This is a genomic window from Streptomyces sp. NPDC025784, assembly GCF_055558435.1.
This window is the reverse complement of record NZ_JBVHMN010000006.1, coordinates 272,270-294,828: the sequence shown is the minus strand read 5'-3', so window position 1 is coordinate 294,828 and position 22,559 is coordinate 272,270. Positions and strand designations below refer to the sequence as shown.

17 protein-coding genes are annotated in these 22,559 nt (G+C 70.0%); 10 read left to right on the top strand and 7 right to left on the bottom strand.

Annotated features, from left to right (window positions below; translation table 11 throughout):
- Positions 1-238 precede the first annotated feature (238 nt).
- Positions 239-2,836, top strand: a complete 2,598-nt coding sequence (gene rph / locus ACZ4IF_RS16745) for a rifamycin-inactivating phosphotransferase (protein ID WP_467563508.1) — start codon at positions 239-241, stop codon at positions 2,834-2,836.
- Between the two features lie 142 nt (positions 2,837-2,978).
- Here rph and ACZ4IF_RS16740 read toward each other — a convergent pair whose 3' ends face one another.
- Positions 2,979-3,434: a hypothetical protein gene (locus ACZ4IF_RS16740; protein ID WP_467563506.1), complete on the bottom strand. Its 456-nt coding sequence runs from the start codon at positions 3,432-3,434 to the stop codon at positions 2,979-2,981.
- 406 nt (positions 3,435-3,840) lie between these two features.
- On the opposite strand from ACZ4IF_RS16740, the gene ACZ4IF_RS16735 reads away from it, so the two are divergent.
- Positions 3,841-4,662, top strand: coding sequence for a hypothetical protein (locus ACZ4IF_RS16735; RefSeq protein WP_467563504.1), 822 nt, complete (start codon positions 3,841-3,843; stop codon positions 4,660-4,662).
- Positions 4,663-4,765: 103 nt separating this feature from the next.
- On the opposite strand, the gene ACZ4IF_RS16730 is transcribed toward ACZ4IF_RS16735, so the two are convergent.
- Complete coding sequence (locus tag ACZ4IF_RS16730; RefSeq protein ID WP_467563502.1) at positions 4,766-5,401, bottom strand: response regulator; 636 nt, start codon at positions 5,399-5,401, stop codon at positions 4,766-4,768.
- A complete protein-coding gene (locus ACZ4IF_RS16725; protein ID WP_467563500.1) occupies positions 5,398-6,618 on the bottom strand; it encodes a sensor histidine kinase in 1,221 nt (406 codons plus the stop codon). The genes ACZ4IF_RS16730 and ACZ4IF_RS16725 overlap by 4 nt, the downstream gene beginning before the upstream one ends.
- A gap of 166 nt (positions 6,619-6,784) precedes the next feature.
- Between ACZ4IF_RS16725 and ACZ4IF_RS16720 the strand changes: the two genes are divergently transcribed.
- From ACZ4IF_RS16720 to ACZ4IF_RS16690, 7 genes are all read left to right on the top strand, one after another.
- Positions 6,785-7,873, top strand: coding sequence for an ABC transporter permease (locus tag ACZ4IF_RS16720; RefSeq protein ID WP_467563498.1), 1,089 nt, complete (start codon positions 6,785-6,787; stop codon positions 7,871-7,873).
- The gene (locus ACZ4IF_RS16715; protein ID WP_467563496.1) at positions 7,870-8,619 is read left to right on the top strand and encodes an ABC transporter ATP-binding protein; all 750 of its coding nucleotides are present in this window, start codon (positions 7,870-7,872) and stop codon (positions 8,617-8,619) included. The genes ACZ4IF_RS16720 and ACZ4IF_RS16715 overlap by 4 nt, the downstream gene beginning before the upstream one ends.
- A gap of 126 nt (positions 8,620-8,745) precedes the next feature.
- Positions 8,746-9,477, top strand: coding sequence for a DsbA family protein (locus ACZ4IF_RS16710; protein ID WP_467563494.1), 732 nt, complete (start codon positions 8,746-8,748; stop codon positions 9,475-9,477).
- A gap of 262 nt (positions 9,478-9,739) precedes the next feature.
- On the top strand, positions 9,740-10,936 hold the full coding sequence (locus ACZ4IF_RS16705) for an NAD(P)/FAD-dependent oxidoreductase (RefSeq protein WP_467563492.1): 1,197 nt from the start codon (positions 9,740-9,742) through the stop codon (positions 10,934-10,936).
- 683 nt (positions 10,937-11,619) lie between these two features.
- Entirely contained in the window at positions 11,620-12,207 is a 588-nt protein-coding gene (locus tag ACZ4IF_RS16700) for a TetR/AcrR family transcriptional regulator (RefSeq protein WP_467563490.1), read from the top strand.
- A 4-nt stretch (positions 12,208-12,211) separates the two neighbouring features.
- Positions 12,212-13,348: a serine hydrolase domain-containing protein gene (locus ACZ4IF_RS16695; protein ID WP_467563488.1), complete on the top strand. Its 1,137-nt coding sequence runs from the start codon at positions 12,212-12,214 to the stop codon at positions 13,346-13,348.
- Between the two features lie 362 nt (positions 13,349-13,710).
- Positions 13,711-14,772 carry an ATP-binding protein gene (locus ACZ4IF_RS16690; protein WP_467563486.1) on the top strand — a complete coding sequence of 354 codons (1,062 nt, stop codon included), beginning with the start codon at positions 13,711-13,713 and terminating at the stop codon, positions 14,770-14,772.
- A gap of 111 nt (positions 14,773-14,883) precedes the next feature.
- Here ACZ4IF_RS16690 and ACZ4IF_RS16685 read toward each other — a convergent pair whose 3' ends face one another.
- The 4 genes from ACZ4IF_RS16685 to ACZ4IF_RS16670 form a co-directional block, all read right to left on the bottom strand.
- Positions 14,884-17,094: a xanthine dehydrogenase family protein molybdopterin-binding subunit gene (locus ACZ4IF_RS16685; RefSeq protein ID WP_467563484.1), complete on the bottom strand. Its 2,211-nt coding sequence runs from the start codon at positions 17,092-17,094 to the stop codon at positions 14,884-14,886.
- On the bottom strand, positions 17,091-18,080 hold the full coding sequence (locus tag ACZ4IF_RS16680) for an FAD binding domain-containing protein (protein ID WP_467563482.1): 990 nt from the start codon (positions 18,078-18,080) through the stop codon (positions 17,091-17,093). Before ACZ4IF_RS16680 ends, ACZ4IF_RS16685 begins: the two co-directional genes overlap by 4 nt.
- A gap of 2 nt (positions 18,081-18,082) precedes the next feature.
- Entirely contained in the window at positions 18,083-18,601 is a 519-nt protein-coding gene (locus ACZ4IF_RS16675) for a (2Fe-2S)-binding protein (protein ID WP_467563481.1), read from the bottom strand.
- A 279-nt stretch (positions 18,602-18,880) separates the two neighbouring features.
- Positions 18,881-19,792, bottom strand: coding sequence for a helix-turn-helix domain-containing protein (locus ACZ4IF_RS16670; RefSeq protein ID WP_467563480.1), 912 nt, complete (start codon positions 19,790-19,792; stop codon positions 18,881-18,883).
- 325 nt (positions 19,793-20,117) lie between these two features.
- Between ACZ4IF_RS16670 and ACZ4IF_RS16665 the strand changes: the two genes are divergently transcribed.
- Positions 20,118-22,532 carry a SpoIIE family protein phosphatase gene (locus tag ACZ4IF_RS16665; protein ID WP_467563479.1) on the top strand — a complete coding sequence of 805 codons (2,415 nt, stop codon included), beginning with the start codon at positions 20,118-20,120 and terminating at the stop codon, positions 22,530-22,532.
- The last annotated feature ends 27 nt before the right edge of the window (positions 22,533-22,559 follow it).

Below are 22,559 nucleotides of genomic sequence, written 5' to 3'. Positions count from 1 at the left end.
CACTCTCAACTTATAGCGCACCGGGGGGCTTGCGGCAAGGCCCGGGTCATGGCGCAGAATCGTCGGCCGGTGCCACCACCTGCGCGAACGGGGACGCGACATGTGTGGTGCCGTCGACGCACAGGGACACGGTGACGTCGAGCCAGTTCCCGACATAAGGAACGACAGATCTGGAGGCGCCGGTGCATCGATCGGCCACCGCGGTGCGACGGAGCGCGGCTGCCTCGGAGGAATCGCAATGACCGAGCAGTACGTACTGGATCTCCACGAGGTCGACGAGACGCAGGTCGCGGTCGTCGGCGGCAAGGGCGCGCACCTGGGCGGGCTGTCGCGGATCGAGGGCGTCCGCGTGCCGGGTGGCTTCTGCGTGACGACGGACGCCTTCCGACGGATCATGGCGCAGACGCCGTCGATCGACGAGTGGCTCGATCAGCTCTCGCGCGTGAACCCGGACGACCGGGAGGCGATCCGCACGCTCAGCGCGGAGATTCGCCGGAGCATCGAAGAGATCGCCGTCCCCGGGGATCTCGCGGCGGCGATCACCCGCGCGCTCGCCGGGCTCGGTGAGCGGTCCGCGTACGCCGTCCGGTCCAGCGCGACGGCGGAGGACCTGCCGACGGCCTCCTTCGCCGGCCAGCAGGACACCTATCTGAACGTCGTGGGGCCGGCGGAGATCCTCCAGCACGTCAGCCGGTGCTGGGCCTCGCTGTTCACCGAGCGGGCCGTGACCTACCGTCAGCGGAACGGCATCGACCACCGCACGGTCCACATGGCCGTGGTCGTGCAGCAGATGGTCTTCCCGGACGCGTCCGGCATCCTGTTCACGGCCGACCCCGTCACGGGCCATCGGAAGGTGGCCACGGTGGACGCCGGGTTCGGTCTCGGCGAGGCCCTGGTCTCCGGCCTGGTGAACCCGGACGTCTTCAAGGTGCGAGACGGCGAAGTCGTCACCAGGACGATCGCCGCCAAGCAGCGTGCCGTTCACGCCCTGCCGGCCGGCGGCACGCAGGAAGTGGTGATCGACGCGCAGCGGCAGGAGCAGCCGGCCCTGTCCGACGCGCAGGCCGTGGACCTCGTGCGGCTGGGGCGGCGGATCGAAGCACACTTCGGCAGCCCGCAGGACATCGAATGGTGCCTCGTCGACGACGGTTTCCGAATCGTTCAGAGCCGGCCGATCACCACGCTGTTCCCCATCCCCGAGAGCGGTGACCAGGAGAATCACGTCTACGTCTCCGTCGGCCATCAGCAGATGATGACCGACCCCATGAAGCCCCTCGGGCTCTCCATGTGGCGGCTGACGGCCATGGCGCCGATGCACGAGGCCGGCGGGAGGCTGTTCGTCGACGTCGCCCGGCGCCTGGCCTCGCCCGCGAGCCGCGCCGCCCTCCTGGACCTCATGGGGAGAGGCGACCCGTTGGTCAGGGACGCCCTGGAGACCGTCCTCGCCCACGACGATGTCGTCCCGTCACTCCCGGACGCGGGTCCCGGCGGGCCGCCGACACATGATGCGCCCGCTCCTGTCGAGGCGGATCCGGCCATCGTCACCGAGCTGATCGAGCGCAGCCGGGCGTCCGTCGCCGCCCTGGAGCGCGATATCCGGGCGAAGACCGGACCGGCGCTGTTCGACTTCCTGCTGGAGGCCTTCGAGGAGCACAAGCGGGTCCTCGGCGATCCGCTGAACATGAAGGCGATCATGGCGGGGATGGAAGCCACCTGGTGGCTCAACGACAATCTGTGGGAGTGGCTGGGCGAGAAGAACGCGGCTGACACGCTGACGCTGTCCGCTCCGGACAACATCACGTCGGAGATGGGGCTGGAGCTGCTCGACGTCGCTGACGTGATCCGCCCGCATGCGGACGTGGTGGCGTTCCTCCAGGACGTCGAGGACGAGGGTTTCCTGGACGAGCTGGCGAAGCTCGCGGGCGGGACCGAAGCGTGCGACGCCATCGAGGCCTACCTGGACCGGTACGGCATGCGCTGCGTCGGCGAGATCGACATCACGAGGCCGCGGTGGCGGGAGTACCCCACCACGCTCGTACCCGTGATCCTCGACAACGTCAGGAACTTCGAGCCGGGTGCCGCCGAGCGACGCTTCGAGCAAGGGCGGCAGAAGGCGTGGAAGAAGGAGCAGGACGTGCTGGCACGCTTGCGGTCCCTGCCGGACGGGGATCGGAAAGCGGACGAGACCAAGCGGATGATCGACCAGGTCCGCAGCTTCATCGGGTACCGGGAGTACCCGAAGTACGGCATCGTCAGCCGCTACTTCCTCTACAAGCAGGCGCTGCTGGAGGAGGCCGAGCGCCTCGCGCAGGCCGACGTGCTTGCCGAGAAGGAGGACGTCTTCTACCTCACGTTCCAGGAGTTCCACGACGTCGTGCGCTCGAACGAGGTGGATGACCGGCTCATCCGGCAGCGCAAGGACGCGTTCCGTTCGTACCACGCGCTCACACCGCCCCGGGTGCTCACCTCGGACGGTGAGGCCGTGACCGGGGCGTACCGGCGCGACGACGTGCCGTCCGGCGCCCTGATCGGCCTGCCGGTTTCCGCCGGGACCATCGAGGGGCGGGCCCGCGTCATCCTCGACATTGCGGACGCCGACCTCGAAGCGGGCGACATCCTGGTCACGCCTTTCACGGACCCCAGCTGGTCGCCGCTGTTCGTCTCCATCGCGGGCCTGGTCACGGAGGTGGGTGGCCTGATGACCCATGGTGCGGTGATCGCCCGTGAGTACGGTTTGCCGGCCGTCGTGGGCGTGGAGCAGGCCACCCGGCTGATCCACGACGGGCAGCGGATCCGTGTGCACGGGACCGACGGGTACATCGAGATCCTGCCTTGACCGACCCACGGTCCCTGCCCTGGAAGGGGACTTCGGGGTGACGCGTCGACCGGCTGCTTCGCGGCTCGGGTCATGTGTTGCGGCACCGGCTTCGGCGACTCTCACCGAGTACGGAGGACGAGCTCGCCGGCCGGCCGAGGCCCTACGACTTCCCCGGCCCGACGTGCGACGGAATCTCCACGTCCCGCGCCTTGTCTCCGGCAGGGAGCTGATCGGCGTAACCGGCCTCGGTCCACACCAGTTTCTTGAACTGTTCCGGGGTGAGTGTTCCCTGCCATGGGACGCCACCCGGACAGAAGACCGACGTGCAGCCGTAGCAGTAGTGCGCCGGCTGCCGGACGAGCTCCGCACGCGGTGCCCCGGCCTCCGCGGCCGCCTTCTCCCGCCCATCACCCCGCACGACGACGAAGGTCCCGATGAAACACAGCAGGGCGAGCGCCACACCGCCGATCACATAGAGCGGCTTCTCCTGCTGAACCCCCGTGTAGGCGACGGCGATCCCGATACCGGTCATCACCATGCCCTCCACGAAGTGCATGCATCCGTCGCCGGTCTTGTCCGGTCCCGGTGCCAGACGTCCGTACAGGTCGTCACGCATCGCACCCTTGCCACCGCGGGCCTGCTCGACCGTCCGGACTTCGGTACCGCCGCACCCTGGACACCTGACCTCAACCGGCTCTCCGGTCCCCTCGTACCCCATGGCGATCAGCGTATCGACCCCCAAGACGAGGGCGGCAACCGGTCGTTGTATGTCCTGGGTCCCACGGAACAGCGCGTGACCCTTGAACGGCGGCCCTGTCATGGCCCATGGGCATCGCCGTGACGGCAAGTCCCTGATCGGGTGAAGTCATACCAAAGGCCGGACAGTTGGGGGTCTCGGCCGGTAAGTCTGGCCGGAGACATGGGCGGGGCGGCGGACCGACCGACGCCAGGAGGCGCCGGCGGGCAGGGACCGTCCGATCAAGGGGGAAATCTTGCGCAGGTCGTACACCTCGGCTGGGGCGGTGACCGGCGTCGTGTGTCTCTCGCTGGCCCTCGTGGGCTGCGAGAAGGGCAACGACTCCGACACCCCTGACCCCAAGGGGCCGTTCGCGGGCGGCTCGTCGCACGCAGCTCAGTCCCCGGACCCAGTCGGTACCTCCGGCGCCGGTTGGCACACCGTGAACAGCAACCAGCTGCCGCCCGATGGGGACGCCGCCACCGCCAAGAGGGACGACGACGGCAAGGACCTCGCCAAAGAACGTGAGGCCATCGACGCCGGCACACCCGACCCATGCGCGTTCATGACCATGCAGCGCTACAGCGGGATCACCCATCACGATGCCTACATAGCCGTACATGGTGGCGGCCCGTACGCCGGCGACCCGACCAGCTCCACGCGGGTTCACCGTCGCAACTGCTACATCACCAAGGGCGAGTGGGACGGCAAGCTCAAGAACAATCCACTCACCGGTGAGCTGATCAGCGTCTACAAGGACCCCGACGGCTTCATGGCCGACCGGCTCCGCAAGCGGCCTGCCGGCGACGAGCCCTGCGCCATCGGTCCGCAGGGCCATGTCCAGAAGGAGCTGGGGTGCACGGTCGTCAACCTCGACCCGTACGGCGCCGGCTTCGACAGCAGCAAGAGCAACGCCAACGTTCCGGAAGCGTGGTTCCATCTGCAGCGCGACGGCGACGGCGTCAACATCGTCACGGTCGTCATCAAGACCAGCAACGGCTACCTCACCCAATGGACGTTCTACGGCACCGATCAGAGCGTGGCCCTGAACGGTGGCCGCATCATCGCCAACGAGCTGCGCGTCACGTTCGGTCTGAATGCCGCCTGAACCGGACCGTGTTGACGCGTCGGGGCAGCCGATCCGTGTTCAGGGCTGTTCCCTGTGGCAGGTGATGACGGACGGGCGGTCCGGCGCCGGAGCCGCGCGCCGATCAGCGGCGGATGAGGCCCAGGCTCGTGGCAGCGGCCACGGCGGCGGTGCGTGAGTCGACGTCGAGCTTGGCGTAGACGCGGGCGAGGTGGGATTTGACGGTGCCCTCGGTGAGGTGGAGGCGCTCGCCGACGGCTTGGTTGGACAGGCCCTGGGCGACCAGGGTGAGGACTTCGGTCTCGCGAGGGGTGAGGGTGGCGCCGGGTGCGCGGAGCCGGTTCATGAGCCGCTCGGCGATCGTGGGGGACAGAGTGGTGCGGCCGGTGGCGGCGGTGCGGACGGCGGCGGCCAGTTCCTCGGGCGGTGCGTCCTTGAGGAGGTAGCCGGTGGCACCGGCTTCGATGGCGGGCAAGGTGTCGGCGTCGGAGTCGTAGGTGGTGACGATCAGTACGCGGGGTGCACCGGGCCGGGCGGTGATGGCGGCGGTCGCCTCGGCTCCGCCCATGCCCTTGCCGAACTGCAGGTCCATGAGGACGACGTCGACGTCGCCTTCGGCTGCACGTGCGACGGCCTCCTCGGAGGTGGCGGCTTCGGCCACCACGCTGAGGCCGGGTTCGGTCTCCAGGACGGCGCGAAGCCCGGCCCGTACGACGGGGTGGTCGTCGGCCAGGAGGAGGCGGATGGTGCTGTCGGTCACGGGCGGGCCTCGGGCTCGGTCTCGGCGGGTGGGGGCAGGGGCAGCCGGGCGGTCAGAGTGGTGCCGTGGCCGGGGGCGGACACGACGGTCACGGTGCCGCCGAGGTCGTGGGTGCGTGAGCGCATGGCGGCCAGACCGAAGCCTCCGTTGTCGGCGTCGCGGTCGGGCAGCCGGCCGGTGTCGAAGCCCGTGCCGTCGTCGGCGACGGTGAGGACGACGTGCCCGTCGGCGTATTCGAGGGTGAGGTCCGCGGTGGTGGCCCGTGCGTGGCGGACGGTGTTGGCCAGGGCGGACTGGGCGATGCGCAGCAGGGCGACCTCGTGTCCGGTCGGCAGCGGTACGGGACCGCCGGCGAGGTGGAAACGGGCGGTGAGCGGGTGGCGGGCGCTGGTGGTGGAGCACAGGCGTTCCAGCGCGTCGGCCACGGTGGTGTCTTCGAGGGCGGGCGGGGTGAGGGCGGCGACGAAACGGCGGGCCTCGGCGAGATTGTCCATGGCCGCCTGGCGGGCCTGGTCCACATGCCGGGCGGCGGCTTCGGGGCGGTCGGGGAGGGCGCGCTCGGCGGCGCGCAGCAGCAGCTGGATGCTGGTCAGCCCCTGGGCGAGGGTGTCGTGGATCTCGCGGGCCAGGCGTTCGCGTTCGGCCAGTACACCGGCGGTGTGCTGGACGGCGGCGAGGTCGGCGCGGGTCGCGGTGAGCTCTTGGATCAACCGGCGGCGCTGTTCGCTCTCGCGGTAGAGCGCCTGATAGCCCCACACCACGGCGACGGCCACGGCGGCACCCAGCGCGGGGCCGATGGCCATGGCCGGGCTGAAGGCATCTTGGTGGGCGGCGAAACCGGCGATGGCCGCGACCGCGGTGGCCACGACGGCGACGAGGCCGGCACGGCGGGGCAGCAGGTGGAGCTGGAGAAAGTAGAGCGGGAAGGCGACCCAGACCGCGTCGGCGGACAGGGTCAGCAGCACCAGCCAGACACCGCCCACAGCAGCCAGCCACAGTGCGGCGGCGCGCCGCGAGCGGCGGACGGGGGGCAGGAGCGGCCCGGCCGCGTAGACCCCCGCGCAGAGCGCCGATACGGCGACGACGGCTCCGGCGTGCGGCAGGTGCCCGGCGACGGCGCGGCCCGCGGCGAGGGCGAGCAGGGCGACGACCAGCAGGTGCAGGCACCAGGTCAGGGCCCGGGTGGTCGGGGTCAGGGTGGGGGCGGTGGCGTTCACGGTCCTTCCAGGCTAAGGAAAGGGACCGGATCGGGCCTCTGCCGAAAGTTACAAGTGGCGGCCCCTCTCTTGATCCGCGAAGTCCGGTCCTGGGCCAGATGCCGATGCGGGGCGCCGACGGCGACGGTGGGGGAGTACCGCTTCCCCCACCGCAAAGGACAGGTCCGTGTTCGTCGCCTGGAGAGACCTGAGGTTCGCCAAGGGGCGCTTCGCCCTGATGGGGACCGTCATCGTACTGATCACCCTGCTGGTCGGGCTGCTGTCCGGGTTGACCGCCGGGCTCGGACAGCAGAACGTCTCCGCGATCACCTCCCTGCCCGCCGACAGAATCGCCTTCGCCGCGCCCGGCGGCGGGCAGGACCTGTCGTACGCCGACTCGGCCGTCACCGAGGAGCAGTGGCGGTACTGGGCCCGCACGCCCGGCGTCACCCGCGCCGAACCGCTGGGCATCACCACCACCCGGGCCGCAGCGGGGGACAGGAGCGCCGGGGTGTCCGTCTTCGGAGTGCGGCCCGGCTCCTCGCTCGCACCGGAGGGCGGCGAGCTCGACGACCACAGCGCGGTGGTGTCCGACACGGCCGCCGACGACCTCGGCCTGAAGCCCGGTGACACCGTCACCGTCGCCGGGCAGCGACTGACGGTCGCCGCTGTGGCGGGCGACGCTCATTTCAGTCACACCCCGGTCGTCTGGACCTCCCTCGACGTCTGGCGCAGGACCGCACCGCCCACCGACGACAGCGAAGGGCCGTCCGCGACGGTGATCGCCCTGGAGACCACGTCGGGAGCCGACATCGATGCCGCGGACGACGCGGCGGGCACCAGGACCCTCTCCCGGGACGCCTCCCTGTCCGCGATCGGCTCCTACACCTCGGAGAACGGCTCCCTGCAACTGATGCGCGGCTTCCTGTTCGCCATCTCCGCCCTGGTCATCGGCGCGTTCTTCACCGTGTGGACCATCCAGCGCAGCGGCGACGTCGCCGTGCTGAAGGCGCTGGGTGCCTCCACGGCCGGCCTGCTGAAGGACGCCCTCGGCCAGGCCGTCGTCCTGCTCGCCGGCGGCACCCTGCTCGGTACCGGCATCGCGGGCGCTCTCGGCGCCGCCCTCTCCGGTTCCGCCGTGCCCTTCGTCCTCGAACCCGCCACGATCCTCGTCCCGGCGGCGGTGATGGTCCTGCTCGGCGCGCTCGGGGCCGCCCTGTCCGTCCGCCGCATCACCTCCGTCGACCCGCTGACCGCCCTGGGGAGTGCCCGATGAGCCTGCACCTGACCGACATCACCCTCACCTATCCCGACGGCGATGCCCGGCTGACCGCCCTGGACCGGATCAGCCTGGACGTCCCCAGGGGGAGCCTGACCGCCGTGGTCGGCCCTTCCGGCTCGGGCAAGTCCAGTCTCCTCGCGGTCGCCGCCACCCTCGTCACGCCCGACGCCGGCACCGTCACCGTCGACGGCACCCCCACCACGGGCATGACGCGCGGCGAGCTGACCGAGCTGCGCCGCCACAAGATCGGCATCGTCTTCCAGCAGCCCAACCTGCTGCCCTCGCTCACCGCCGCCGAACAACTCCAGGTCATGGCACAGATCGACGGCCGCTCACCGAAGAAGGCGTACGGCCGGGCCGTGGAACTCCTGGACTCCGTCGGGCTCGCCGATCACGCACGCCGCCGTCCCCACCGGCTCTCCGGCGGCCAGCGCCAGCGCGTCAACATCGCCCGCGCACTGATGAACGACCCCACCGTCCTCCTGGTCGACGAACCCACGAGCGCCCTCGACCACGAACGCGGCGCCGCCGTGATCGACCTGATCACCCGCCTGACCCACGAGCGCGCCACCGCCACTGTCCTGGTCACCCACGACCGCACCCACCTCACCGTCGCCGACCGCGTCGCCGAGGTGCGCGACGGGAGGCTCAGCGTCGCGACACCGGCCTTCGGCACGCGCCGCCGAGGGGGCGCGGGCGCAGCGGGGCGCGTGGACGACATCTGTGGTGACGGCACTTGACGGCGAACCGTGGTCACACCCGGGCCATGAGGTCGCTGTAGACGACGATCGCGCGGCAGGAATGACGTGTGCGTGTGCCGTATGGATGATCTAAAGTCGCGCTGTTCTCTGGGGAGGGGATGACGCATGGTGCGTGGGGGGCGGTGGGCTGTGCTGTGCGCGGCTGCAGTGCTGATGACGGCGGGGTGCGGGCAGCGGTCGGCGGAGGCCAAGCCGGCGTTCGAGAGCGCGGCGAAGCTGCCGGAGAAGCTCGCAAAGGACGGCACCACCATCCTGGTGGGTGATCCGGACGCGAAGATGACTGTGCATCTGTACGAGGATCCGCGCTGTCCGGTGTGCGAGGAATTCGAGACCACCGGCGGTTCCCCGAAGTTGCGAGAAGCCGTGCTCGACCGGCGAACCAGGACCGAGTACACCCTGGCCTCCTTCCTGGACGACAGAGTCGGTGGCAGCGGCTCGAAGAAGGCGGTCAACGCGCTGCGGGCCGCCCTGGAGGAGGGCAAGTTCGTGGAGTACCACGAGGTGCTCTACGCCAACCAGCCCGAGGAGAGCGTCGACGGCTATACCGACGCCTATCTGTTGGAGCTCGCCGGCCAGGTAAAGGGCCTGAGTGGACCGGAGTTCACCGCGGCCGTCAAGAGCATGAAGTACCGCTCCTTCGTCGCCGCCTCCCAGAAGGCGTACGAGCGGGCCGGGGGAGCGAAGGACCCCGGAGGGCCGGGGACACCCACCGCCGTGATCAACGACAAGCGGATCCCGACGGAGTACAACGGCCTGCTGCTCGACGGCGACACCTTCGCCGAACTGCTGCAGCAGATCCACGACAAGCCCTGGGAGTGGGAAGAGACCTCCTTGTGAACCACCGCGAGTCGAGCGGCGCACGTCTGCGCCATCGCCTCGGTCCTCACGACGCGACGGTGAGCGCGAAGACGACACTGACTCCCTGCCGATGTTCGGAGACGCGGTCGGCCTTCGCTTCGTGCTCCTGGCCGGGAGCCGCTTCGCACATACGGGTTTCCGCGCCGCGACGGGAGTGACGCACGTCATATCGCCGCACTGTCACGGGGGGCGCGACGGCCCTGTCAGAGAGGGGAACCGTCAGTACGGCAAAGGAGAACGTATGAAGGACATCCTTGTCATCGGTGGGGGCTTCGCCGGTGTGTGGAGTGCGGCGGGAGCCGTGCGTGCCGCGCGCGAGGCAGGCGGCGAGGTGCGGGTGACCCTCGTCAGCGGTGGCGACGACCTGGTCATACGTCCGCGCCTGTACGAAGAGGACCCTGAGGGCATGCGGGTCTCCCTGGACCGTGTCCTCGGCCCGATCGGTGTCCGTCGCGTCACGGCGACGGTGACCGGCATCGACACCGATGCGCACACGGTCCGTACAGTGGGGCGGACCGGTGAGGAACTGCACCTGGCGTACGACAAGCTCGTCCTGGCCGCCGGCAGTCGGCTTGTCCAGCCGAGCTTCCCCGGTGCGCAGAATGTGTTCGACATCGACACGCTGCCTGCCGCGGCCGCGTTCGACCACCATCTGCGGCGGCTGCCGCTGCGCCCGTCGACCCCCGGCAGGTACACGGCTGTCGTGGTCGGGGCCGGCTTCACCGGGCTCGAGATCTCCACGGGCCTTGGTGAACGGCTTCTGGAGATCGCGGACGCGCATGGTTCGGGTGAGGAGGTGAGGGTCGTCCTGGTCGACCGCGCGGACGTCATCGGACCTGAGCTCGGCCCCGGACCCCGGCCGCACATCGACGGCGCCGTCGACGAGCTGAAGGTCGAACGCCGCCTCGGCCGCACCGTGGCATCCGCTACCTCCGAGGACGTCACGCTGTCGGACGGCGAGGTGATCCCCGCGGCGACCGTCGTGTGGACGGCGGGTATGGTCGCAAGCCCTCTGACGGCGCAGATTCCTGGGGAGCGGGACCGGCTGGGACGGCTGAGCGTGGATGCCTACCTGCGGGTGGCGGGAGTCCCCGACGTCTATGCCGCCGGCGACACAGCCGCCGCTTTGGCGGAGGAAGGGCACTACGTGACGCAGAGCTGCCAGCACGCGCAGCCGATGGGGAAATTCGCCGGGCACAACGTGGCCGCCGACCTCCTGGGAAGCGACCCGTTGCCCTTCGTCCCCGACCCCTACGGCACCTGCCTGGACCTCGGTCCGGCCGGTGCGGTGGTCACGCAGGGCTGGGACCGTACGGTCCAGATGACCGGAGAGGATGCCAAGGCCCTCAAGCGCAACATCAACACGCTGTGGATCTATCCCCCGGTCGATGACCCCGAGCAGATCCTCGCCCAGGCGGGCCGCTTCTCCAACGCCTGACAGAGCGAGCGACGGCGACGATTTCCCCCCCGCGGGGGGAAATCGTCGCCGTCGTGTATGTGTGAAGGGCGTCGAAGCTCGAAGGCCAACCATGAAGCCCGCACCGGACCGGGTGCTCCGGCATGCCAGGAGGAGGCGGTGGACGACGACGGCGCCTGCGGAGTTCGGGAGATCCACAGGCCGGTCGTGCGCGTCAACACCGGCCCGCTCACGGCCACCGCTCGTACTGCCGGACGACCGAGTACCGGTCGGTCGGGGCTGTTCATGTCCGCCGTCGCTGCTCCCCACCCCAGTTCCAGCGCTCGGGGGTGACGGACGCGGCTCTGTCGCGTGACGCCTCCGGGCCTGACATCGCCGTGCCCGCACTCTGGCCCACCGCCCCGGGCCACGGCATCGATCGAGAAAGGGCCCCGTCCTGCGGTCACCGCTCCAAGTTTTCCGCAGGGACGGGGCCGCCCGCCCCTTCGCTCCATCGGGCGGGCCGTGGGCGGTTGTCCCCGATCGCCCACTCCCCAAAAATAAAACGAACGATTATTTTTCGCAACTCCCACCCGGTCCGTACGCTCCCGTCCTTCGTGCGCACCGGTTTCCGGCGGAGTGATGAACGAACTGTCCGTCCCTTGGGGTCGGGGTGGCGGGCTGCGCCCTGGACGGTCATCGAACCGATCGGTACCATCTCGTGCATGCCCGTACCCAAAGGAAGCTCCCTGGATCCGGAGCGAACCCGCGCGACGCTCCTCGCCTCCGCGACCGGGATCCTCTACGAGCGTGGCCTCGACGGCGTCGGCGTGACCGAGCTGTGCCGCGCCGTCGGCGCCTCCAAGGAGACGCTGTACCGGCACTTCGGCTCCAAGGACGGCCTCGTCCAGGCAGTGCTCGAGGAGCGCAGCGATCGTGTCGTGCGCTGGCTGTCAGGTGTGGTCGAGGAAGCGGGACCCGATCCGCGCGCCCAACTCGCCACGCTGTTCGACGCGCTGGGCGGCTGGTATCGGCAGTCCGGCTTTCGTGGCTGTGCCATCGTCAACGCCGCGACCCAACGGCACGTACCGCCCGCCCGCACCGTCGCCGACCGCCACCTGGGCCGCTACCGGCAGCTGCTGACGGACATCGCGCAGCGGTCCCGAGCCCGGGATCCGAACCGCCTGGGACGCCAGCTGCTGATCCTCCTGGAGGGCGCCACCGTGGTCGCCGACCAACACGACCCCGATGGTTCGGCCGCGGAGGACGCCAAGCAGGCGGCCCTCGCGCTGCTTTCGGCCGCGGGAGCGTGACGAGATGGACGTTCAGGGATTCACCGCACCCGGCTTCGGGGCGGTGGCCGAGGTCTTCGCCCGCAACTTCGAGCGGTACGGCGAGGTGGGCGCGGCCTTCGCCGCGTACCGGCACGGCGAACCCGTCGTGGACCTCTGGGGCGGCACCGCGGATCCGTCGAGCGGACGCCCCTGGCACAGCGACACGCTCCAGCTGGTCTTCTCCGGTGCCAAAGGCCTGACGGCCGCGTGCGTCCTCCTGCTGACGGAACGCGGACTGCTGGACCTCGACGCGCCCGCCGCGCGCTACTGGCCGGAGTTCGCGGCCGCCGGCAAGGGCCGGATCACCGTCGGCGAGATCCTGTCCCATCAGGCACGACTGCCTGGCGTACAAGCGCCCATCAGGGACGGAGAATTGCTGGACCACGAGCACATGGCGAAGCTCTTGGCCGCACAGGCGCCGACCCAGGACCCGCGGGCCGGGTTCATCTATCACGCGCTCACCTGGGGCTGGCTCGCGGGCGAGCTGGTGCGCCGGGTCGACGGACGGACCGTCGGGACCCTCTTCGCCGAGGAGTTCGCCCGCCCGCTCGGGCTCGACGTCTGGCTGGGACTGCCGGACGAGGAACATCACCGGGCCGCGACGACGCTCGCAGGCCCGGACGTCCTGCAACCGCACGCCGAGGACGACGACCCGCTCCTCGCTCTGATCCGCAACCCCCTGCTCACCCCGGACGCCCCCGCGCTCTGGAACAGCGCCGCCTTCCGACGCGCCGAATTCCCCGCGGTCGGTGCGCATGTGACGGCCCGTTCGATGGCTCGCTTCTACTCCTGTCTGGCACAGGGCGGCGAACTCGAAGGTGTACGCGTACTGGCACCGGCGACCGTGGAACTCGCGCGGCGCGAACTGCGGCGAGGGACCGCGTCATTGTGGGGCAGCCCGATGGCGTACGGGGCGGGATTCGAACTCCGCACCGAGCTCGCGCTGTTCGGCCCGCCCCCCGACACGTTCGGGCATGCCGGAGCCGGGGGTTCGCGGCACGGCGCCTGGCCCTCCGAAGGGATCGGCTTCTCCTACACGATGAACCTGACCCGTGCGGACCTCCCGGACCGGCGCCCGCTCGATCTCCTGGACGCGCTGTACGCCGCGGTACACCCTTGAGGCCTCGCTGCGGAGCCCTCATGGTGCCCCGGCAAGGGGACTCCGAACCGTGCTGCGATCCAACTGAATCGGGCACCCGGCGGCCGTCGAGAACAGGCTCGCGCACGGCTTCGGCGGGGTCGTCGTCGCCTTGCGGGCACGATGCGAATCCCCTTTGACCGACCGACTCCCGACAGGCATTCAGCCGCCCGTCCATGCCATCGACGAAACGGCTCTGACCTGGCGCTTTCCACGGATCGGCCTATGCTTGCGAGCACTGTTGGACACGCGTGGGGGGCTTCATGGGCGGGGACGGCGCGACGTACGACGCGACTCGGATCCAGGTACTCGAAGGGAGGGAAGCCATCCGGAAGCGACCGGGCATGTACATCGGATCGACCGGCGAACGCGGCCTGCATCAGCTGGTGTTCGAGGTCGCCGACCGGGCGGTCGACGAAGTGCTCGCCGGCCGCGCCGAGTCCATCGACATCACGCTGACACCCGACGGCTCCATACGGGTCACCGACGACGGCCCGGGGATCCCCGTCGCGGCCGCCGGGGACACCGAGACCCCCAGCCTCGAAGAGCTGCTGACCCGTATGCCCGCAGCGGCGCAGCCCGCCGGCCGTCGCAGCGTGACCCTGGGACTCTTCGGCATCGGCCCCAGCGTCACCAACGCCCTGTCACGCCACCTGACGGCCGAGGTCCGGCGCAACGGGATGCGCTGGGTGCAGGACTACGTGCGCGGCGAGGCCGTCGCACCACCCGCACGGAAGGGGACGACGACCCGCACCGGCACCACCATCGTCTTCCAGCCCGACGCCGACATATTCAGCACGGTGGAGTGCTCCTTCGACGTGCTCGCGCAGCGGTTCGGCGAACTGGCCTTCCTCAACCGGAACCTGACCCTCTCACTGACCGATCGGCGCCCCACCGGCCAGGCTCGGTCACTGCGCTTCGGCTGCCCGGGCGGAGTCCACGACCTCGTCGCCTCCCTCGACGCTCGGGCGGCGGAGCATACGAACATCCTCGGTTTCGAACACGAGGACCCGCGCATGGCGGGGACCATGGAGGTGGCACTCGGTTGGTCCGACACCGCCGCAGCGCGTGTCCGCAGCTTTGTGAACAGCTCACCCACGCCCGAAGGCGGGGCACACGTGGCGGGGTTCCGCGAAGGGGCGGCGGCCGCGGTCAACGCGTTCGCGCGGGAGCGACGGCTGCTCGAAGCAGCAGAACCCGATATCGGGGCCGACCGGATCATCGAGTGCCTCACGGTGGTCGTCTCGGTGAAACTCGACCGGCCCGAATTCGAAGGCGCCACGCGCGGCCTGCTCGGCGGCGCCGCGGTACACGCCTGCGTCCAGGAGGCCGTCCGGGAGCACATGGGCACCTGGCTGGAAGAACACCCGAAACTGGCTGCGGCAGTCATCGGCAGGACCGCCTGAGGGACGCAGCCCGGCTGACAGGCAGATCCAGCCGGTGAGCACGGGATACGTGTCCTTCACCGATGTCGGCGCCATGGAGGTCATCACCGCTCGCGCGCCGTGGCTTCGCCGTCAGAGCATGAGCTGGTCGATCGTGATGGGCAGCGAGCGGATGCGACGCCCGGTCGCGTGGAAGACGGCGTTGCCGACGGCCGCGGCGAGGCCGACCAGGCCGACTTCACCGATTCCCTTGGTTCCCGTGCGAGTTGCCCGGTCGGGACCGCCGACGAAGAGCACTTCGATGTCGGGGACGTCGGCGTTCACCGGCATCAGGTAGTCCCCGAAGGTCGCGTTGGCGATGCGCCCGGTGACGGCGTCGGTGGCCGTCTCCTCGAACATGGCCTGACTGATGCCGCCCACCGTGCCGCCGATGATCTGGCTGGTCGCCGTCTTCTCGTTCAGGATGCGTCCGCCGTCGATGGCGGAGACCACCCGTGCCACCCGCAGCAGACCCAGCGCGGGGTCGATGCGTACTTCGACGAACTTCGCACCGAAGGCACCTGCGGGGGCCATCCCCAGCTCCTCCGCACTGGGCGGGGTACTCCTGCCGTCGGCGCTGAGTTCCTCCAGGCCGTGACGGGCCAGGATGCCCACGTAGGACTCGCCCTGCGCGGAATCCTCGACGAGGTGAATGCGTCCGTCCGAGACCGCCACGTCTTCGGCGGTGGCTCCTTGCAGCGGGGATCGGGTGTCGTCGCGCACGACGTCGAGGAATTCCCGCGTCAGCCGCCGGCAGGCGGCGTGGACGGCGTTGGCGAGGGCCCCGGTGAGACCGGATCCGCCGGCCTGGGGCGCGTACGGCATGTCGGAGTCACCGAGGTCGAAACGCACCCGGGTGACGTCCAGGCCCAGGAGTTCGGCGGTCAGCTGGGTCATGACCGTGTAGGTGCCCGTTCCGATGTCGGTGGCGGCGCTGCGCGCGTACGCCGAGCCGTCGTGACGTACGGAAACCCGTGCCTGGCACGGTACTTGGTAGAACGGGTACGAGACGCCGGCCAGACCGTAGCCGACGAGCAGGTCGCCTTCGCGCATGGAGCCGGGTTCCCGGCCGCGTCGCGACCAGCCGAACCGCTCGGCCCCTTCGCGGTAGCACTCGCGCAGGGCGTTGCTCGACCAGGGGAGGCCGCGCAGCGGGTGCTCGTCCGTGAAATTGCGCAGGCGGAACTCGAGCGGATCCATGCCGACGGCGTGGGCGACGTCGTCGATCGCGGACTCCAGGGCGAAGTTGCCCTGTCCCTCGGCCGGTGCGCGCATGGAGCCCGGGCAGGGGATGTTCAGGCGCGCCTGGCGGTCGCGGGTCAGCACGTTCGGACAGGCGTAGGCGACGGCCGAACCGGCGGAGACCGGTTCGTAGTCGTCGTCCTCCATCGCCACGGAGGAGATGCCGTGGTGCTCGATGGCGACGAGGTCCCCGTCGCGGGTCGCGCCGATCTTGATCTGCTGGACACTGTTGGGCCGGTGCCCGACGGAGGTGAACATCTCGGGTCGGGTCAGCACCAGCTTGACCGGGCGTTTGACCTCACGGGCCGCCAGCACGGCGAGGATCACATGGGACCACACCCGCAGTCCGGCGCCGAAGCCGCCACCGACGAAGGGGGCCAGGACTCTGATGCCGCTCTCGGGGATCCCGAAGACCGCGGCGAGCGTCGTACGGACGTTGTGGGGCCACTGCGTGGAATCGTGCACGGTGAGCGAATCGCCGTGCCAGGACGCGACGGTGGTCATCAGCCCGAGCGGGTTGTTGGTGTTGTCGGGAGTGGTGTAGGTCCCCTCGACGACCACGTCCGCCTGGGTGAATCCCGCTCCCACGTCGCCGCGTTCGGTGTCCATTCCCCAGGGGTTCACGACGACCTCGGCCCGGGGATCGTCCACGTCGAGCAGGGCTTCGGTCGCTTCGTACCGGATGCGTATCAACCGCGCGGCGTGCCGGGCCTGTTCGGCGCTCTCGGCCACCACGATCGCGACGTGCTGTCCGTAGTGCAGGATGCGGTCGTCCCGCAGGGGAGCCGGAGGCGATCCGCCGAGCTGGGTCATCGGGCCGGGTTCCAGGCTCGGCGCGGTCAGATGGGTGATGACGGTCAGCACACCAGGAGCCGCCAGGGCCTCGGACGCATCGATGCCGGTGATGCGTCCTGCGGCGATGGTGCTGCCCACCAGGGCCGCGTGTGTCATCCCGGGCAGGGTGAAGTCGTTGGGGTACTGGGCCGCTCCGGTCACCTTGAGCGGGGCGTCGACCCGGTCGAGGCCCGCACCGACGATCCTGCCGGCTTCGAGAGTCGTCATGAGGGGGCTCCTGCAACGGTCTCCAGAGTGCGTACGAGAGTGCGCTTGGCCAACTCCACCTTGAAGGCGGTACCGGGCAGCGGCCTGGCGCCCTCGAGGGCCGCCTCCGCCGCGACGCGGAAGAGGTCGGTGCCCGCGGGGTTGCCCCGCAGGACGTCCTCCGCGTCCCAGGCCCGCCAGGGGATGGTGCCGACCCCGCCCAGTGCCATGCGCGCCTCCTGGACGACGCCGTCCTCGATCACGAGCGCCACCGCGGCGGACGTCAGCGCGAACTCGTAGGAGACGCGGTCGCGGACCTTGAGGTAGTGGGACCGGATTCCGGCGTCGAGCAGCGGGATGTCGACGGCGGTGATCAACTCTCCGTGCCACAGCACGTTCTCGACGTGGGGTGTGTCGCCCGGCGGCAGGTAGAACTGGGTCATGGGGATCGACCGTGAACCGTCCATGCCCTGCGTGTGCACGACCGCGTCGAGTGCTGTCAGCGGCACCGCGACGTCCGAGGCGTGCAGGGCGATGCAGTGGTCGCTGGTGCCGAGGATGGCGTGCATCCGCTGGATTCCGGCGATCGCGGCGCATCCCGAGCCGGGGTCGCGCTTGTTGCAGGCGGCGACGGTGGGGTCTCTGAAGTAGCGGCACCGGGCCCGTTGCAGCAGATTGCCGCCGATCGTGGCCATGTTGCGCAGTTGGGTCGAGGCACCGAGCAGAAGGGCCTCGCGTACGAAGGGCAGTCGCTCGCCGATGACCGGGTCGGCGGCCAGTTCCTCCATCGTCGTCAACGCTCCGACCTGGACGGCCGAGTCGGTGTGTGTGATGCCGCCGAGGGGAAGGCGGGTGATGTCGACGAGGCGGTCGGGGTGGAGAACGCCGTCCTTCATCAGGTCCAGCTGTGTGGTGCCGCCGGCGAGGAACGTCGCGTCCGGATCGGCACTGACCGTGGCCACGGCCTGGTCGGCGTCGATTGCGCGGGCATACTCGAAGGGATGCATCGTCAACCCTCCGCGGCCACATCGCGGATCGCGGCGCGGATGTTCGGATAGGCGCCGCAGCGGCACAGGTTGCCGCTCATGAACTCGCGGATGTCCTCTTCCGAGTTCGCACGTCCCTCGGCGATGAGGCACACCGCGGACATGATCTGCCCCGGCGTGCAGTAACCGCACTGGAACGCGTCGTGACGGGCGAACGCCGCCTGCATGGGGTGCGGCTCACCGTCCACGGACAGTGACTCCACGGTGGTGATCTCGCGCCCCTCGCACTGGGCGGCCAGGGTGAGACACGACACCACGCGCTTCCCGTCGACCATGACCGTGCAGGCCCCGCACGCACCCTGGTCGCACCCCTTCTTCGCCCCGGTGAGGCCCAGATGGTCGCGCAGCGCGTCGAGCAGTGTGACCCGTGTGTCCAGGCGGAGCCGGTGCGGTGTGCCGTTCACGTTCAAGGTCACGTCGACCTGGGGTACTTGCGGCGGCGCTTGTCCTGCCGTCCGCGCCTCGGCTTCCACATGCTTCATGGCGCCTCGATTCCGATCTCTCGGGCGGAGCATCTGCCGAGCCAGGGGTTCCACACGCGACCCGTCCGTCGATGCGCGGCGCCGTGCCTCACACCATGGCCGTCCCGGCCGGGACACTACGGATGCGAGCGCCTACGGGGAGCGAGGGCCCTGTCACGGACACGTCCACCGGAGGACATGACCGACCCGTCATTGCCGTTGCCCAAGCCTAACGACGTTCCGTCCGGCCCGCAGAAGTTGAAGTGTGCCCCTGACCGGGGCACATGGTGCCGTCGGGCTTCACACGTGTCGCAGGAAAACGGTGGGCGTCGTGCCGTACGCCTTCTTGAACTGCCGTGTGAAGTGGCTGGCATCCGAGAACTTCCAGTGAGCGGCCACGTCGGCGATCCTCGCCGCCGCGCCGGCCCGCGCCAGTTCGTCGCGTGCCGCGTCCAGCCGGCGTCGCCGCAGGTACGCCATCGGGGTCTCGTCCTCACCGGCGAAGGAACGGTGGAGCGTGCGGACGGACACTCCGAGTGCCGCGGCGACCGCAGCGGGAGACAGCGAAGGATCATCGAGGTGCCGGTCGATGGTTCGCTTCGCCACGGCGACGATCGCGTTGCCGAGTTGCTGCGCGTCGGTCGTCCCCTGCTCGGTGACGACTCCACCGAGCAGGCACAGGGCTGCTTCCTGGGCGGCCCGCCGCCCGGCGGGGCAGAGCGCGTGCACCGCGTCCCCGTTCCGGAGCGTCTCCAGGTACGAGATCAGGACACGGGCCTGCGGATCGGCGAGGTCGCACAGCATGTACGGGCGGAGGACGTGCGAGCCGCCCAGGTGGTCGGCGAGCAGGGGCTTGGGGACCGTCATCCACCGGGAGACGGTCGCGTGACCGGCCACGAAGCGCCACGGCGTGGCCGTGTCGCGGATCAACAGCTTGCCGGGTTCGAGGGTGAAGGCGCTGATCCTGTTCTCGAAGCGGATCCATCCGGTGAGGACGTACTGAAGGACGACCGGGTCGATCGTGCAACCGCCCCCCGACACTCCGGTGATCTCGTCGGTGTGCTGGTGGGCGTAGGCCAGGTCTCTCAGCACGAATCCGTGGGCCTCGAAACGGAAGCCCCTGACGCCCGAGTACTGCGGGATGCAGAGCCCTGTGCAGTGCCGCCAGATCCGGGGCTTCCACTCGCGCAGCTGACGACGCGCTCCCTCCACTGGCTGTGGCGTGATGTTCAGTGACGCCAGCGGGAGTGGGCTGCTCTTGGGCGAGGGGGGTGGCGTTCCGGCTTCCATGACGGTCCTCGCGGCGTCCGAACGTCCTGACGTGTCCGGCCGCAGCGGCATGGGGGGCATCGAGAGTCACCAATCTACGGACGTGTGAAGCTCGGCGCACTTGCGCGGGTGTCGGTGCCCGGCGTGCGGAAGTGGGGACGTGCGGCTTCGGGTGCCGCCCCGTCGCGGACACGAGCGTGCGACCTGTCGCCGTCTCGGAGGACACTGGGGGCGTACCGAGTTCTGAAGCGAATGAGAGCTGACGACCATGGGTGCACCTCATGCCACCCAGCGCGATGGCGATCACACGGCGGTCCGGGCGGAAGAACCGGCCCACATCCTCATTGATCACGCGGGCGTGGTCGTCGGATGGAGTCCCGTGGCGGAACGATTGCTCGGCCCGCCCGCTCGCGCGGTGCTGGGGCGCTCGGTGGGGGATCTGCTCGCCGGTGCCACGCCTTCGAAGCGCGCCCTCGGCGCCGGTGACGGCCTCACGGTTCGGCTGCAACGCACGGACGGACCGTGCTCGTCCTGCCGGTTGGACGTGCGTCGTGATCGCGTGGGCCACGGCGAGACGCGATGGGAGGTGACGGTCACTCCGGTGGACGGGGAACATCCGACGTCGGAACTGCACCAGGCCCTCCTGGAGACCCTCTTCACGGTCTCGCCCGTGGGCCTGTATCTCTTCGACCCTCATCTGCGGATCATCCGGTTCAACCCCACGGCGGAGGGCATGGAGAACACCTCCCTCGCGGACGCCGTCGGCAAGCGCCCCGCCGAGGCATGGCCCGGTGTCGCCGTGGAGGCGATGGAGCGCGTGATGGAGCAGGTGCTCGACACCGGCCGGCCGGCGATCGGCGTCGAGAAGCGGATGTGCCCACCGGGAGACCCCGATCACGAGCACGTCTATTCGGCTTCCGTCTTCCCTCTGGTGAGCGCTCAGGGCCGCCTTCTGGGCCTCGCCGATGCCACCGTCGATGTGACCGACCGCCACCTCGCACAGCGGCGGCTGCAAGTGCTCGCGCAGGCCGGCACCCGCATCGGGGCGACGCTGGACGCCCTCGACAACGCTCGTGGCCTGGCCGAAGTGTCCGTACCCGGACTGGCCGACACCATGGCCGTGGACGTACTGGAACCGGTCCTGGTGGGAGAGGAACTCGAAGTCGGTCCGGTGCGACCGGACACCGTACTGCGTCGCGCGGCTTCGCGGTCCCGTGACGAGAGAGTGCCGGCAACGGCCCACCCCGACCGCGCGATCCCATCGGTGACCGCGGCCGCCGAGGTGCTCGCCGACCTCGAACCGCGCATCCTCGACCCCCTTGACGCTGTCGGACGTCGGTCACTGAACGCCTTGCCCGGACACGGCGAAGAGGTCCACTCCCTGATGCTCGTCCCTCTGGTCGCCCAGAACAGGGCACTCGGGCTCGCCGTGTTCGGCCGCGACCGGAAGCGCAGACCCTTCGAACCCGACGATCTGGTCCTGGCCGGAGAGCTCGCCCGGCGCACCGCCGCCTGCCTCGACAACACCCGCCGATACCTGCGTGAGCGCAATGCGCTTGCCGCGTTGCAGTGCGACCTCCGCTCGGAAGACCTTCCACCGGCGGACACCCTTGATGTGGCGCACACCTATGTGCGAGCCGGCTCCGGCGGCGACTGGGTCGATGCCGTACCGCTCTCGGGAGCACGCGTGGCCCTCGTCGCGGGCCGTGTGCCGGGCCGCGGCCTGCAGACCGCGGCAGCCGCCGGACGGCTGCGCGCAGCGGTGCACACCCTGTCGGACCTGGACCTGGAACCGGACGAACTCCTCGCCCGGCTCGACGACCTCGCACGTCGGCTCACCATGGGCGAGCGCCCCGGAACGGAGACGGCACGGCCGGAGCATCACACGGCGCGGTCGGAGGAAGGGAGCGAGTCCGGCGCCACGTGCCTCTACCTGATCTACGACCCGGTGTCGGGACGTTGCTCGGCGTCCAGCGCCGGCCATCCCTGGCCCGTCGTCGTACACGCCGACGGAACGGACACCGTCCTGAAGCATCCCACCGGAGCCGCCCTTTGCTGTTCCGACGGGCCTTTCGAGACGATCGACCTCGCGCTGGCCGAGGGCTCGACGCTGGCCCTGTACACCCAGGGCCTCTTCCAGGAGTGGCCCGTGGAGCCGGCGCGCGAACGTGCGACCGCACTCCTCGACCGATTCGCCGGACCTGTGCGTCAGGCGTGCACCCTGCTGACCGACGCCTTCCTCCCGGCACGTCCGAGCGAGGACGCCGTCGTCCAGGTCGCCCGTACACACACGCTCGGTCCGGCACGGGTCGCGTCGTGGGACCTGCCGAGCGAGCCCTCCGTCGTCTCCACGGCCCGGTCGCTGGTGACCCGGCAGCTCACCGCGTGGGGCATGAGCGACCTGACGTTCACGACGGAACTGATCGCCAGCGAACTCGTCACCAACGCCATCCGGTACGCCAGACCTCCCGTGACGCTGCGCTTGATCCGCACCCACGCCCTGACCTGCGAGGTCTCCGACGGCAGCAGCACCTCGCCCCGGCTGCGGCACGCCCGCACCACCGAAGAAGGGGGGAGGGGACTTCTCCTCGCCGCCGGGTTCTCCGACCGGTGGGGCACCAGGTATTCCGAGCACGGCAAGACCGTCTGGGCCGAGCAGGGCCTTCCCGAACCCGTGGGGTGAGGCCGGCGGCAACGGTTCGAGCCTCCG